The organism is Parabacteroides sp. AF48-14, from assembly GCF_003477465.1.
In the GTDB taxonomy this organism is placed as follows: domain Bacteria; phylum Bacteroidota; class Bacteroidia; order Bacteroidales; family Tannerellaceae; genus Parabacteroides; species Parabacteroides acidifaciens.
Map to the genome: position 1 here is coordinate 49,785 of NZ_QUDI01000022.1, position 15,294 is coordinate 65,078.

Here is a 15,294-nt window from a genome sequence, read left to right on the forward strand (position 1 = left end):
GACTGTTATGTCTGTCCTTTTTCATTATATTTGTAATCTATATGTTTCAATCAGAAAAAGGAACTATATATGAAAAAAGCATTTTATATCATTCTATCATTATTCTACCTCAGTACTGTCTCTGCCCAAGACAGCATGTTAGAGAACAGTGTCTCTAAAGAGGAACTATTTTCAATATTGGCAGCAGATGAACATTGGATCTCATATCCATCTTATCAGGACCGGGAAAAATGGGAACATATAGCCACACCGGAAATCAGGCAGAATGTCATATCAGAAGGAGAGAAAGCGCTTTCCCATATCTGGAAACCGGATTTGGCGACGGATTATCTGGCCTATAAACGAACTGGAGAAATCTTGACCGGCCGTGAAAACCATATGGCATTAATATCTCTCACCTTAGCCGAGTTAGTAGAAGGCAAAGGGCGTTTTATGGATGCTATCATCGACGGGGCATGGTTCTTGTGCGAGACATCCTGGGTACATTCAGCCCACGCCTATTTCCAAAAAGACCAGTCAGGCCTACCGGACCCGGACGAACCGACTGTTGAACTTGTCGTAGCCGATATCGGTGCACAAATGGCCTGGACATATCACTTTTTTAAAGATGAATTCGATAAAGTCAGCCCGCTTATATCCAAAAGAATAAAAAAGACAGTCATAGAACGATTGATAAATCCTTATTTTTCCCGTACCGATTACTGGTGGATGGGACTACATGGAGAAAAAAATGTAAATAACTGGAACATATGGATCAACTATAATGTATTGCAAGCCGTCATGCTACTGGATGACGACAGACGACAAAAGGTTGAACACGTATACCAGCTAATGCGTTCGGTCGATCGTTACATCGACGTGCAGCATGAGGACGGGGCTTGCGAAGAAGGTCCGACCTATTGGGGACATGCCGGAGCTAATTTAGTAAAATTCCTGGACCTGTTGTATCGCATGACCGATGGGAAGATTGATATATTTAATCAAGAAAAGATACAAAATATAGGAAAATACATCTATCGCGTCCATATTTGCAACCGGTATTTCGTAAACTTTTCAGATGCCGGAGCAGTCTGCAACATCAATTCCGGAGCGGTTTACCACTATGGCAAATGCATTGGTGATCCTGTCATGACTGGCTTTGCTGCTGATTTTGCCAGAATCAGCAACTGGGCAACCACACTTCACCGTGGAAGTATTTTCGCAAGGGTTCTGGACGATATTATCATGTCAAAAGAAATTTTGGAGGGAAAAGGTTGCAACATCGACTTCCTTTCTTATTATTTTAAAGATTCCGAGCTTTGTGTCGCCAGGGACGAAAAGAAATTAAATGCAGGATTCTTTTTTGCCGCACACGGAAGCCATAACAATGTACCGCACAATCATAATGATGTAGGTAGTTGTATGCTTTATTATAACGGTTTGCCGGTCCTAATCGATGTCGGTGTCGGACGTTATACCCGTAAAACATTCAGTTCCGAACGATATTCAATCTGGACCATGCAGTCCTGCTATCACAATCTGCCGACCATAAACGGCTATGACCAGCATAACGGAGAAAAATTCAAGGCGACCAACGTACATTTCAAAGAGACCAAACATAGTGCATGTTTTTCTTCCGACATTGCGAATGCTTATGTAGCAGAAGCTAATATTAAATCCTGGATTAGGACGTATCAGCTAAAACGTAAAAAAGAATTTATTATTTCCGATAGTTGGTCGTTAAATCAAACAACAGGAGAAACTGTACTAAACTTTATGACGGCCTGTGACATAGAAGAACAAGACGGTTCATTATTCCTGAAAAGAGACGATGTGAGAATACAGATCGTGTACAACAAAAAGCAACTGTCTCCAGCAATAGAGACTATTAAAATTGACGACAGTTCCCTATTATCTTCATGGACAAGCGGAGTACTTTACAGAATCCGTTTTTCTATAATCAATCCGCAACAAAAAGGTAATTGCAAAATATCATTACGTCCTATAAATCAATAAACATATGTATAGACAACTCAATCATTCCAACCATGATATGGTATATCTTTTAGGGGGTATCCTTCTTTTCTCCCTTCAGGGATGTAAAGAAAAACCCGTTACCACCCAGGATTTATCGAGTACCCCTAACGTCATCTACATCTTCCCCGACCAGATGCGTAACCATGCGATGGGGTTCTGGCGGGAGACGGGATTCAGGGAAGCGGTGAATTTTGAGGGAGACCCGGTGCACACGCCCAACCTGAACAGGTTCGCCAGAGAAGCGGTCGTGCTCACTTCGGCAATGAGTAATTGCCCGCTTAGCAGCCCTCATCGGGGAATCTTGTTGACGGGTATGTACCCGGAGCATAGCGGTGTGCCGTTAAACTGCAATTCCAACCGGCCGATCAGTTCCTTGCGCGAAGATGCAACCTGCATCGGCGATGTGTTTAGCCAAGCGGGGTATAGTTGCGCCTATATCGGCAAACTGCATGTTGACTGTCCGACACCTAATGACCCGGAACGTCCCGGAAAATTTGTAGAAGACCGCGTCCCGGCATGGGATGCTTATACACCGGCAGAACGGCGACACGGCTTCGACTATTGGTATTCGTACGGGACATACGATGTACATAAACACCCGCACTATTGGGATACCGAGGGCGTAAAGCATGAGATCAACGAATGGTCGCCCCAGCACGAGGCGGACAAAGCGATCGCATACCTCCGGAATGAAGGAAATGTCAGAGACCCTAAAAAGCCGTTCTTTATGATGGTCAGCTTCAATCCTCCCCATAGTCCGTATGCTTCATTGGAAGATTGCATGGAAGAAGACTATAACTTGTATAAAGACCAGCCTTTAGACAGTCTGCTGATCCGGCCGAACGCCAACCGGGAAATGAAAAAAGCACCCTCCGTCCGTTATTATTTCGCTTCGGTTACAGGTGTGGACCGTGCTTTCGGACGCATATTGGAAGAACTCAAAAAGCAGGGATTGGATAAAAATACGATTGTCATCTTCTCTTCCGATCATGGAGAAACGATGTGCAGCCAAAATACGGACGATCCGAAAAATTCTCCTTATGCAGAAAGCATGAATGTTCCGTTCATGGTTCGTTTTCAGGGGAAAGTTACGCCTCGGATCGAAAGCGAACTCCTGCTGTCCTCTCCCGATATTATGCCGACTATCCTCGGGCTTTGCGGCCTGGCAAAACAAATTCCGGCAGAGGTGGAAGGGCGGAACTACGCAGGACGTTTTACAGGGGAAGACCTATCCGTTCCATTGCGAGAAGGTGCCTTGTATATTAAAAATGTAGATGGAGATAAAGATGCTGACGGAAAAGTCATTTCTTATTTCCCGGTTGCCAGAGGGATCAAGACACACCGGTACACGATGTCTCTCACGATTGACCGTCAAACAAAAGAACTAAAAGAAGTCCTATTGTTTGATGACGAAAAAGATCCGTATCAAATGCACAACCTTCCCTGGCAGGAAAATAAAGAAACCGTAGCAGAATTAAGCCGGCTGATGGTTCCCCTTTTGAAAGAAGCGGACGATCCATGGTATAGAGAAAAGATACTGAATGACCTGATTCCTTATTAGGAAGACAAAAAAAGAGGATGCCAAAAGCATCCTCTTCCCACATTCTAACTATTATTATTTTACGGTCCAGGTTACTTGATCGCTTACGCTGTTCTTCTTTTGTGTTGAACGCGCTTCTATGGTGTTTTCACCTTCCTGCAGGTTGACGCCTTTCCATTCGAATGTTGCATAATCATCCGGTTTTTGTTTGCCGATACTTTTTCCGTTTACAAACAACTCGACTTCCGGCTGATTGGAGAAAATCATAATATCCGTTACAGCCAGAGAGCGGTCGCGATGGCGGCGGTTGGTAATATAGACAAACGCGTCCTCCTTATTCCAGTTCGCTTTATAGAAATAGAAAGCATCCTTTTTCACTTTACGGTCGAAAGTGACTAATCCCTTATCATTGATTCCGGGACGATCGCCTTCCGTACGATGGGCCGCACCAAAATCAAACAGGTTCCAGATGAAAGATCCCCAGACAAACGGACGTTCGGCCAAAGCCTTCCAGTTTCCGATATGATAATAAGTCTGGTAGTTTTCCGGATGCCACCAACCGGCTGCAATGCCCCTCTTTACAGAGTCCTGCTGGTGATAGATGCTTGCACCCGCACCATATTCGCTGATCGCTATTTTATATTCCGGATGCGCCTTATGGTTGGCATCCAACCATTTTCCCATGTCGGACGGTGAACCGCCATACCAGCCGAAATACTGGTTCCAGGCAATCACGTCGGTCACTTTACTGATCGCATCATCATAAGAAAGGAAGCTGGCCGATGTAGTCAGGCGGGTCGGATCTTCCTTATGTGCCAGCTCATTCAGTTCTTCGATATATTCAGTCGGGTTATCGCCGATTGTTTTCAATTCGTTAAATAATCCCCAGAAGCAGATAGACGGATGGTTATAATGCTGGCGGATCAATTCCTTCAGCTGCTCCTTGCCGTTTTCGCGGAAAGATGGTTGGTTGATATAACCCTGGTCCTGGTATCCGCCCGGTCCGATCTGCGGTATCTCCGCCCAGGTCACGATACCGTATTTATCCATCAGGTCATAAAAATAAGTAGCTTGCGGATAGTGAGCCAGACGGACGGCATTCGTTCCCATCTCAGCCATGATAGCCGCGTCTTCATCGTGATGCATCTTATAAAGAGCATTTCCTCTTTCCGCGCGATCCTGATGGCGGCATACGCCCTTCAGTTTCAGATGTTCGCCATTCAGGAAGAAACCTTTTTCCGCATCCACGTGATAGAAACGCAAACCCAATGGCTGGACAATCCGGTCGATTACCTTTCCGCCGGACAAGAGAGAAATTTCAGCCTTATAGATAAACGGATCCTGACGGCCATTCCACAGACGGGGATTCCGGATGGTCAGATCCATACCCGTCGTCGTCCAGTCGTTGGCATCCACAGTCACCTTTATATCCTGTTGCTGAACCATTTTATCGCCTTCCCAGATTTTCACATCGACCTGCACTGGCTGAGCTGTCGCGCTACCGTTGGACACGAGCACTTTGGCCCGAACATCGGCCTGTTCCTTTGTCACTTTATTCTGGATCAGATAGACACCGGGAGAAGCATAGTCTGTCAATGAGATATTAACCGGATCGGTAATAATCAAATTTACATCCCGGTAGATACCCCCATAAAAGTTAAAGTCACCGACCAGCGGCATAATATCCTGCTGCAACGCGTTATTCACCTTTACAAGAATCCGGTTGTCAGCATCATACTTTACCTTATCCGTGATTTCAAAGACAAATGCGCCATATCCACCGCGATGTTCACCGATATGGACATCATTAATAAAGACGTTGGCAACCGTATTGACCCCTTCGAAACGCAGGAAAAGACGTTTGCCTTTCCATTCCGGTTTTACAAAAAGCGTTTTCGTATAGTTACCCATCCCGCGATAGTAATCCTGTTTTCCGGAAAGGGCATCCCCGCTGTTCCAGGTATGCGGCAAGTTTACCCGTTCTTCGCTTTTAAACTGTACCTGATGGGAAAACCGGAACATCCAGTTCTCATTCAGCAGGATTTCCTTACGAGCTGCAAATACAGAAGTACTGATAAAAAGAAGTATCAGACTAAAGATCGTGTGTTTCATGTCTATAAAATTCTTAATTTATGGCTCAAAAGTAAATGTTTACGTGTATTGATACCGGCACTATTTGTCTAATTAGATGGGTATATTTGTCCGAAACCGCAATTTTAAATAAAAAAACCAGCGAGGATGCCCCGCTGGTTCTTAGATATAGATAATGCTTTAAAAATTACATCGCTTGTTCTCCACCACCTGAATTGCCTTCACCGCTCTTCGTATCGTCATTACTGATACCGCGACGAACTTTCTTAATCTGGCCTTTCATCGTACCGAAACGGTAAGAAACGCTCAAACGGAACTCACGGGCGTGGCGCCAAGTTGTGGAAACATCGTGGAAACCTTCACCCTTCGTCGTTGATTCCATCTTCATGGTTTTCCAGAACGGATTTTGTGCGCCAAGTGAAACCGACAGTTTCTTTTTCAAGAAATCTTTACTAACGTTCAAACCGGCAAAATAGAAAGGAGACTGTTTACTCTGCAACTGAATCCACGGGCTGAAATAACCACCATTCAAATTAATGCGGAAATCTTTTGGCAAATTAAACTGTGTCCCGGCAAAGATTCGTCCGGCTACACCTTCCTTTGTCAATCCTAAAGCCTTCTTACTGTCGATATTCGTATAGTCGAATCCGCCGTTCATATAGATTCGGAACAAGGGTACAGGATTCCAGCTTCCATATAAAAATAATCCTACTTGCTGGCGTTTACCCATATTCCCATAGGTGCTATAAGAAGCTCCGTTATATTGGGAAAGCGGATTCGATTCCGGGAAGTTAGCGATTATCGTATATCTTTCAATCGCATTATTGACGAATGTATAGCTTATACTTGCATTAATGCTGAATTTCTGTGCAAACTTGCTAAAGTTCAAGTTTACATTATTACTCTTTTCCGATTCCAGATTCGGATTACCCTGAGAAATACGCTGCGGGTCTATATTATTCAAATACGGATTCAGATACCAGATTCCCGGACGCTGGATACGCATATTATACCCTAAACGCAACTGGGAAGACATATCCAACTGATAGGTCAATGTGGCATTCGGTACGACATCAAAATAGTTTGTACTGAAATTCTCATCCGGTACCTTCTTGAACTTCGCACTCAGGCTTGTGCCTTCACCACGTACTCCCGCTTTGAATCCAAACTTATTCAACTTAATCAGATAACCTAAGTAAGCAGAGTAAATATGCTGGGTATGCTGGAAGTCGCTATTATTTTGCGAAATGTCGACCCACTCGTTATTCCGTAAAACCTCTTCGATCGTATTACTTTTACTCTGCCGGTTGATATATTTCACACCGGCTTCAAAAGTCTGGTCTTTAAACAAAGGAGTCGTATAATCGACCTGTCCGGTATGTTCGGTTGTCGAAGCATCATTCGTATTTCTATTCGGATAACGGTAAGCCACTTCATAGTCACCAACTAAATTCTCCAACCGGGAATTACCTTCACTGTCGTTAGGCGACTGGCTGAAGCGGTACGACAAAGTCAGCAATTCGTCTTTCTTACTGGTTGAATGCTGATAATCCACATTGACATCCGTCGAACCGAACGTACCCTCTGAATCTGAATAACGTTTATAGGAATACATCTGCGAAGGCGTTCCATCCGGCATCAAATCCGTCCGGTTTATCTTGTCTGCTTCCAGTTCGGAAAGATTATTGGAATTTCCACGAAAGAGATTGATCCCAACACTCAACAAGTTCAATGTATCGATCTCGTAACTGCCTTCCAGATAACCGTACTGGAACGGACCTTTGTTTTTGCTCCGTCCATGTTCGTTTAACAAGGAAGACGGCCGGGTAAAGGTCTGTTCACCTTGCTGATATTGCATTTCTTGTTCGTCCCGTACCGAATAAGTATCATTCCAAGGAGAATTACGATGGTTATAACCATAATTAGCAGTAACACCAAACTTTCCGGCTTTCATCGAGATGTATGCGCCACCACCGAAGCTGCCCATCGTACTGGCATTGGCACGAACCGTACCCGTATATCCTTGCAAAGCATTCTTTGTCGTAATGATATTAATGATACCACCGACACCTTCCGCATCATATTTAGATCCGGGGTCAGTAATTACCTCGATATTCTTAATTGAACTTGCCGGCATACTCTTCAATACATCAGAAGCGTTTTCTCCACTCAACAAGTTTGAAGGCTTGCCATTCATATAGATTTTATAATTGGAAGAACCTTTCAGCTGGATTTTATCTTCACCGTCGACCGTGACCATCGGGACCTTACGGAACATTTCCAGCGCATTGCTGGTCTTTGCCTCCGGGTCGTCTTCCAGGCTATAAGTCAGTTTGTCTACTTCGACCTTGACCAACGGCTTTTGGGCTGTTACGGTAACCTCGTTCAGTTGCTGCGTGTTGTCATGCATGAACAGTTTCCCAAAATCAAGGACTTTCTTATTTTCCGACAATGTAAACGCTTTTTGGGCAGGGAGTTTGCCTAACGACTCCATCGTCATAATATACTTACCCGGTTTGTTCATCGTTGCATTGAACTTACCATCATCATCACAAGCCAACAATTTTACAGGATTTTGCGGAGCGGAAGCTAACGCAATCCTCAATGTGGCATAAGGAACGGACTCGTTTGATAAAGAGTCGACTACTTGCCCTTTTATCGTAAAAGAGGCGGTTGATCCACTATTGTTTTGCGCAAACACAGATGTAGACACAAATAGTATCAACACAAAGTAGAGTAGTTTTTCTTTCATTAAACTTGAGAATTTAGATATTATCGATTTAAACAAATTAAAAACAGTTGCAAATGTAACTTTATCTACGAACCACTCGTACTTTTACGCTTTAAAGAATTGTAAAAGATGTATTTTGGTGTTCGATTCTTGCGAATTTCACTTATTTTTGTAGAAACCATTAATAAAAAGAACAAGTTTATGAGAAAATTATTATTCACAATTGCAGCATCACTGCTGCTTGTCACCATGTATGCACAAAATATGAAAGCAGTTAAATTAAACACGCCGGACAAAACCCGGGGAACATCTGTCATGAAAGCATTATCCGATCGTCACTCCGACCGCGAATTTGCAGTTAAAGAACTCAGCCTACAGGATTTATCCGATTTATTATGGGCGGCAAACGGCATCAACCGTCCGGACGGCAAGCGTACGGCTCCTTCTGCCTTGAACAAACAGGATATCGATGTCTATGTTATCATGAAAGAGGGTGCTTACTTGTATGATGCCAAAGATAACAGCCTTCAACCTGTTGCGGCAGGCGATCACCGTGCAGCGGTCGCAGGCGGACAAGATTTTGTCAAATCAGCCCCGGTCAGCCTGGTTCTGGTATCCGACCTTTCCCGTTTCGGCAGCGTAACAGATCAGGTAAAACTGATGGCAGCAGTCGATGCAGGCACAGTTTGCCAGAATATCAACATCTTCTGTGCAGCCACCGGGTTAGCAACTGTCCCGCGTGCCTCTATGGACCAAGCGGCATTAAAACAAATCCTAAAATTAACTGAAAGTCAATTACCGATTATGAACAATCCGGTAGGGTACCCGAAAAAGTAATCCGCAAATCATAAAGCGGTTGAAAAACAGCTTATACAGCCATCATTAAAAAAGCCATAGTTCTAAGAGAACTATGGCCACATTTTCATATCTGAATGATAATCAGTGGATTATTTCAGTCATCAATATAGAGGTAAAATGCTTATAAAATTGAAATAACAATAATTTTTTGTTTCTTTACCGTCTAAAGTGCTTCATTGTCACTAAATAATCAATTTCTGATAGTTTATTTAAGCTATTTGAGAATAAATTCATACATTTGAAGTTCATAGTTCTCTTAGGACTATACCCATTCTAACAGTATATCATGGATGAGAATACAGACATAAAATTATTCAATAACATTTTTATCACTCACCGTGAACGCTATATTCGGTTTGCCTATTCTTATACATATAATCGTGAAGCAGCAGAAGACTTGGTTACCGAAAGCCTGATATATTATTGGGAAAACCGGAACCGGTTACAAGATGTCAAAGATATTCCTTTATATATATTAGTCACTCTAAAAAACAAATGCCTGGACTATCTTCAACGCGAACGTACCTGGAACAATATTGCAGAAAATTTATTATCCAACAAAGAATGGGAGTTACAGATGCGTATCTCCAGTTTGGAAGCATGCGAACCGGAAACATTACTTAGCAATGAAATACAAGGTCTTATTAACCAAGCCCTTGCCAAGTTACCGGAAAAATCCAGCCGGATCTTCATCATGAGCCGCTACGAAGGGAAAAACTACCAAACAATTGCTCAGGAAACCAATCTTTCCGTGAAAAGCGTCGAGTTCCATATCAGTAAGGCACTAAATGTATTACGTAAAGAACTAAAAGACTACCTCCCCTACCTCCTGCTCCTCTTTGATTTCTTCTATGAATGATTGTTTGGAGAAGTTCAGTTTTTCTTGCAAGTAAATCTTTTCTTACCAAATACTCCCTCCTATAACTTTCAATTTTCAACTCTTAACTTTCAACTATCCCGGGGGACTTATTGTATAAAACGTATTTTTCTGTTCCGAAAGACATCCGAAACAAAACAAATGTTAATCCGCTTTTTTGACCTCAAAAAGGGACTTTTTCCTCTTTTTTGAACGTTTCCAGCAATTACGACCGTCTTCTTTGCCATTGCGACCGTGCTAATGTGTAGTGCACTCGGCACCTCGCGAAGATTAGGACGGTCGTAATGGCGATTAGGACGGTCGTAATTGGAAAGAGGACCGTCTAAAGGGCAAAAAAGCACCTGAATTTCCTTGGGATATTCGGAACGCCGTCCGTTTTATTTTCAAATATTCGATTCTCCGGGAGTTAAGCTTTATCACTTTGACGGCGTTTCCGGTTTCCAGCAATCTAATTGTACGGTTTTTCAGACTGCCTGCGCACCTCGCTTCATCTGTTGTCAGTAAAGGTGATTAAAAACAGAAAAAGAGTCAATCCAAAATCGATCAAGATTTCGGACGAAATAGAAAAACGGTCAAAAAGGGGGTTATTGTAATATTTTTTTTGCAGAAGGTCCAGTTTTTCTTCTCATTGGCATATTGGCACACTCCCTCATTGGCACATTATTTTATAGATATTTAAAAAAAAATCATTCATTCCTTTAGGGTATTTCCTTTCCCGTTCGCCCTTACTAATAGAAACGGAAAAAAATGGAACAGAAGTTACTACATAAAATGTTTGGCGGACAGGCTACAGATAAGGAACTGACCGTGATCCGCCAATGGGTGAGCGAATCGGCTGAAAACAGAAAGCTATTCTATAAGGAACGTACACTGTTTGACGCGCTTCAGCTGAACGATTTGCAAACAATAAAAAAACAGGCCCGCAAACGATCCGTCTCCCTCTGGAAATGGACAGGAAGTGTTGCAGCCGCTATCATGGCTCTGTTCCTGTTATATAATGTACCGGTGCTGTTAAATAAGAACACCCGGCAGGAAATAGCACTCAACACGATAAAAGTACCTGCCGGACAACGGGTTGAACTGACTCTGGCAGACGGAACCCATATCTGGCTCAACGCCCGGTCCGAGTTCTCCTATCCGGCTTCGTTCAACGGCGACCGGAGAGAAGTACACCTGAAAGGGGAAGCCTTTTTTGACGTGGCAAAAAACAAAAACAAAAAGTTTATTGTCAATACCGGACGTTGCGAGGTGGAAGTATTAGGGACACAGTTTAATGTAGAGGCTTATAGTGAAAATGAATTTACGACTTCCCTTATCCGGGGAAGTGTAAAAGTCACCGACAAGTCCCAACCAAACGAATCAGTTGTGTTAGAACCAAATAATGCAGTCAGACTAAGTAATGGTAAGCTGACTGTCACTCCCATCACCGACTTCAATCCCTACACTTGGAAGGAGGGACTTATCACGTTTAAGGATATCAAATTCAAGGATCTGATGAAGGAACTCGAAAAGAACTACGGTATCCGCATCATTATCGACAATCACAAGCTCGATAATTATGCCTGCAGTGGAAAGTTCCGCATATCCGACGGGATTGAAGAGGTGTTGAGAGCCTTGCAACAAGATGCTCATTTCACATTTGAGCGAGAAAATAAAAATGAAATTCGTATTCAATAAATTATATAAAATCAATAATAGCCTATGAATAGTTAAGAATCAGAAGTGAAGGGCAAATTATGTCCAATGTGAAAAACGAAGTATTAATCTAATATCATTTATCAAACTATCACAAATATGAAAAAAAGAATCATTTGTGTATCTCGTATTTTGAAGATGACATCCCTGTTTTTCCTTTCCTGCGCCATGTGCGTACAGGCGGAAACAGTAAGCTCGCAGAGCATACGTGTCACTCTCAACAAAAACAACGTCCGGCTGGAAAACATCCTGAATGACATTGAAAGCCAGACTAATTTACTGTTCATTTACAACAAGAACGTAAATGTTAACCGAAAAGTCTCAGTGAAAGCCGAAAATACTTCTTTACAGGAAGTATTGCAAAACCTGTTTGACAACAATGTCTCTTTCAAAATCGAAGGATCGTACATTGTCCTCTCACCGGCCGGAACGACTGGAAGCCCACAACAAGCAAAACACACGGTAAAGGGTGTAGTAGAAGATGAATTAGGTCCTATTGCCGGTGCCAATGTTGTAGAAAAAGGCACTACAAACGGAACGATTACCGATATGAACGGTAATTTCTCATTGGACGTAGCTCCCAATGCAGTGTTGGTTGTTTCATACATCGGCTATAAAGACCAAGAGTTACCGGTGAACAACAAAACTACAATTAACGTAAAATTAGCTGAAGATTCACAAGCGTTGGATGAAGTTGTCGTTGTCGGCTACGGCGTCCAGAAACGTGCATCCGTAACAGGATCAGTGGCTTCCTTGCAATCGAAAGACATTGCCTCTGTCAAAACACCGAACGTTAGTAATGCTCTTGCCGGTAAGCTTCCGGGACTTCGTGCCGTACAGAGAAGCGGTGCTCCGGGTGACGACGATGCAAGCATCGATATTCGTGGTTACGGTAATGCATTGGTAATCGTCGACGGTGTGGAACGTGATTTTAAGCAGATCGACGCAAACGATATCGAGTCGATCAGTATTTTGAAGGATGCTTCTGCAGCCGTTTACGGTTTCAAGGGAGCGAACGGTGTAATCCTTGTCACGACAAAAAAAGGTGAATTGGGTAAACCGAAAATCACTTACAACGGATATGTCGGCATACAGAACATCACCCGTTATCCGGAGTATTATAACGGATACGAATATGCGACCTTGTACAACGAGGCACAGCAAAACATCGGTATCCCGGCTCCTTATTCGGATGACGACCTGGCAAAGTTTAAACAAGGTATCGGGACAACCGACTGGTATGACGAAGTGATCCGTAAAACGGCTCCGACAACCTACCACAACCTGAGTGTTTCCGGTGGTGCTGAAAAAGTAAAATACTTCTTCTCATTAGGTTTGACAGACCAGGAAGGTATTTACAAATCTAAAGCATTCAATTTCAAGAAGTATAACGTTCGTTCCAATATCAGTGCTGAAATCGTAAAAGGTTTCACCGTTGACCTGCAGTTGAGCGGACGTCTGGACACACGTATGAAACCGTACGAAGCTGAACCGCTAAGTCGTAGTATCCAGATGGCAAAACCGGTATTTCCTATCTATGCAAACGGAAATCCGGATTATTGGTCTAATCCGGGCGATAAAGGAAACCCAGTCCATCTATCCGACATAGACAATGTAGGTTACGACAGACGGGACCGCCGCGAGTTTAACGGGTCTATCGCCTTGAACTGGGAACTGCCTTGGGTAAAAGGTTTATCTGCAAAGGCCTTATTCTCATACGACTATAACAACAAGTACAGCCGCAAATGGTATAAAGAATATTATGAATATACCTACGATGCGATCAACGATGTATATAATGCGTCCGGTAGCCATACCATTTCGGAGTTGACAACTCAGAATGACAACTATTTCAGACCGAACGGGCAAATATCATTGAATTACCATAACTCATTCGGTAAACATGATATCGGAGCATTGGCTTTATGGGAATTCTACAATGACCGTACAGACATATTAAGTGCATACCGCCAATTCACGGTGGGCGCCATCGACCAAATCGATGCCGGAGACAAGACGAACATGAACAATGGCGGTACAGCCCGTGTTTCATCCCATGCCGGTTTAGTTGGCCGTGTCAACTACGCATACGACAATAAGTACCTGGCAGAAGTAAGTTTCCGTTACGATGGTTCTTACAAATTTGCACCGGATAACCGTTGGGGATTCTTCCCGGCTGTATCTTTGGGATGGCGTGTTTCCGAAGAAGCGTTCTTCAAGGAAGCGTTACCGATGGTCGACAACTTCAAGATCAGAGGATCATACGGTAAAGTCGGTGACGAAGGTGTGACCGGATACACTGATGATGATGAAAAAGACGGCAAATACAGAGCTTACCAATATTTGCAAGGTTACCGCTATCCATCCGGAAACTATGTTCTGGGTTCAGGCGGATTGACAAACGGGGCAAAAGACAGAGGTATGCCTAACCTGGATCTGACCTGGTATGAATCCAAGACTGCCAACGTCGGATTCGAAGCATCCATTCTTTCGGGCTTGATCAATGTCGAATTTGATTATTTCGTTCGTAAACGTTCCGGCCTTTTGACAAAGCGCCAGCTCACATTGCCGACAACATTCGGCCAGGAACTTCCGGTTGAAAACCTGAACTCGGACAAAAACCAGGGATTTGAAGTTGTAATCGGGCACCGTCATAAAATAGGTGACTTTACCTATGATGTAAAGGGGAACTTCTCTACTACCCGTATTTATAACGAACATGTAGAACGTGCTGCTTCCGCCAACATGTATGATGACTGGAGAAATAACAGCAATGACCGTTATAAAGACATCCAGTGGGGTAAAGTTTGTGTCGGGCAGTTCCAGAGTTATGAAGAGATCCTGAACTCACCGATCCAGGATAACAATGGTAATAAATCATTGATGCCGGGTGACTTGAAGTTTGAAGACTGGAACCACGACGGTATCATCGATGGAAAAGACGACCAGCCGATCGGACACGGAAATACTCCCCGTATCTATTACGGCTTGAACCTGTATGGAGAATATAAAGGTTTCGATGTAACCCTCTTCTTCCAGGGTGGAGCAGGACATGAAGTATTCACATCCGGTGACTTTATGTCTCCGTTTATCCAGCAAGGTCTTGGTAACGGTAGCACAATTTGGTTGGACCGTTGGCATAGAGAAGATCCGTCGGATATGTTCAGCGAATGGATCCCGGGCTTTATGCCGGCACTTCGCCCGACCGGTTTCTCTTCCAATTCCGGAAACAACACCTGGACAAAGCAGAAAGCGAACTATTTGCGTCTGAAGACTGTCGAGATCGGTTACACCTTCCCGAAAAGATGGATGCAAAGAGCCGGGATCGAAAAATTGCGCGTATATGTGAACAGCTTCAATACGGCGACTTTTACCGGTCGTACCGGCATGATGAAGTATATGGACCCGGAAAACAAAGAAGGTATGTTCCGTTACTATCCTCAAATGAAAACATTTAATTTCGGTGTTAATCTAACATTCTAAAAG

The 15,294-nt window shown here is 43.4% G+C and carries 8 protein-coding genes; 6 read left to right on the top strand and 2 right to left on the bottom strand.

The window, feature by feature from the left end; all coding sequences use genetic code 11:
- The first annotated feature begins 69 nt into the window (after window positions 1-69).
- Together DW083_RS11765 and DW083_RS11770 are read left to right on the top strand one after the other, a co-directional pair.
- Window positions 70-1,995, top strand: a complete 1,926-nt coding sequence (locus DW083_RS11765; RefSeq protein WP_233552173.1) for a heparinase II/III family protein — start codon at window positions 70-72, stop codon at window positions 1,993-1,995.
- A 4-nt stretch (window positions 1,996-1,999) separates the two neighbouring features.
- Window positions 2,000-3,577: a sulfatase gene (locus tag DW083_RS11770; RefSeq protein WP_122332487.1), complete on the top strand. Its 1,578-nt coding sequence runs from the start codon at window positions 2,000-2,002 to the stop codon at window positions 3,575-3,577.
- A 54-nt stretch (window positions 3,578-3,631) separates the two neighbouring features.
- Here DW083_RS11770 and DW083_RS11775 read toward each other — a convergent pair whose 3' ends face one another.
- Together DW083_RS11775 and DW083_RS11780 are read right to left on the bottom strand one after the other, a co-directional pair.
- On the bottom strand, window positions 3,632-5,668 hold the full coding sequence (locus DW083_RS11775) for a glycoside hydrolase family 2 TIM barrel-domain containing protein (RefSeq protein WP_122332488.1): 2,037 nt from the start codon (window positions 5,666-5,668) through the stop codon (window positions 3,632-3,634).
- A gap of 166 nt (window positions 5,669-5,834) precedes the next feature.
- Window positions 5,835-8,399: an outer membrane beta-barrel family protein gene (locus tag DW083_RS11780; protein ID WP_122332489.1), complete on the bottom strand. Its 2,565-nt coding sequence runs from the start codon at window positions 8,397-8,399 to the stop codon at window positions 5,835-5,837.
- A 180-nt stretch (window positions 8,400-8,579) separates the two neighbouring features.
- On the opposite strand from DW083_RS11780, the gene DW083_RS11785 reads away from it, so the two are divergent.
- The 4 genes from DW083_RS11785 to DW083_RS11800 all read left to right on the top strand — a co-directional run bounded on the left by DW083_RS11785 (window position 8,580) and on the right by DW083_RS11800 (window position 15,291).
- Window positions 8,580-9,215, top strand: a complete 636-nt coding sequence (locus tag DW083_RS11785) for a SagB/ThcOx family dehydrogenase (RefSeq protein ID WP_115501281.1) — start codon at window positions 8,580-8,582, stop codon at window positions 9,213-9,215.
- Between the two features lie 307 nt (window positions 9,216-9,522).
- Window positions 9,523-10,095, top strand: a complete 573-nt coding sequence (locus DW083_RS11790; protein ID WP_122332490.1) for an RNA polymerase sigma-70 factor — start codon at window positions 9,523-9,525, stop codon at window positions 10,093-10,095.
- 765 nt (window positions 10,096-10,860) lie between these two features.
- A complete protein-coding gene (locus DW083_RS11795) occupies window positions 10,861-11,790 on the top strand; it encodes a FecR family protein (RefSeq protein WP_122332491.1) in 930 nt (309 codons plus the stop codon).
- A 117-nt stretch (window positions 11,791-11,907) separates the two neighbouring features.
- Window positions 11,908-15,291, top strand: a complete 3,384-nt coding sequence (locus DW083_RS11800; RefSeq protein WP_122332492.1) for a TonB-dependent receptor — start codon at window positions 11,908-11,910, stop codon at window positions 15,289-15,291.
- Window positions 15,292-15,294: the final 3 nt, after the last annotated feature.

Bases quoted from the DNA above. Each gene is read 5' to 3' on its own strand.
- DW083_RS11765 (WP_233552173.1), top strand. From the start codon at position 70: ATGAAAAAAGCATTTTATATCATTCTATCATTATTCTACCTCAGTACT.
- DW083_RS11770 (WP_122332487.1), top strand. From the start codon at position 2,000: ATGTATAGACAACTCAATCATTCCAACCATGATATGGTATATCTTTTA.
- DW083_RS11775 (WP_122332488.1), bottom strand. From the start codon at position 5,668: ATGAAACACACGATCTTTAGTCTGATACTTCTTTTTATCAGTACTTCT.
- DW083_RS11780 (WP_122332489.1), bottom strand. From the start codon at position 8,399: ATGAAAGAAAAACTACTCTACTTTGTGTTGATACTATTTGTGTCTACA.
- DW083_RS11785 (WP_115501281.1), top strand. From the start codon at position 8,580: ATGAGAAAATTATTATTCACAATTGCAGCATCACTGCTGCTTGTCACC.
- DW083_RS11790 (WP_122332490.1), top strand. From the start codon at position 9,523: ATGGATGAGAATACAGACATAAAATTATTCAATAACATTTTTATCACT.
- DW083_RS11795 (WP_122332491.1), top strand. From the start codon at position 10,861: ATGGAACAGAAGTTACTACATAAAATGTTTGGCGGACAGGCTACAGAT.
- DW083_RS11800 (WP_122332492.1), top strand. From the start codon at position 11,908: ATGAAAAAAAGAATCATTTGTGTATCTCGTATTTTGAAGATGACATCC.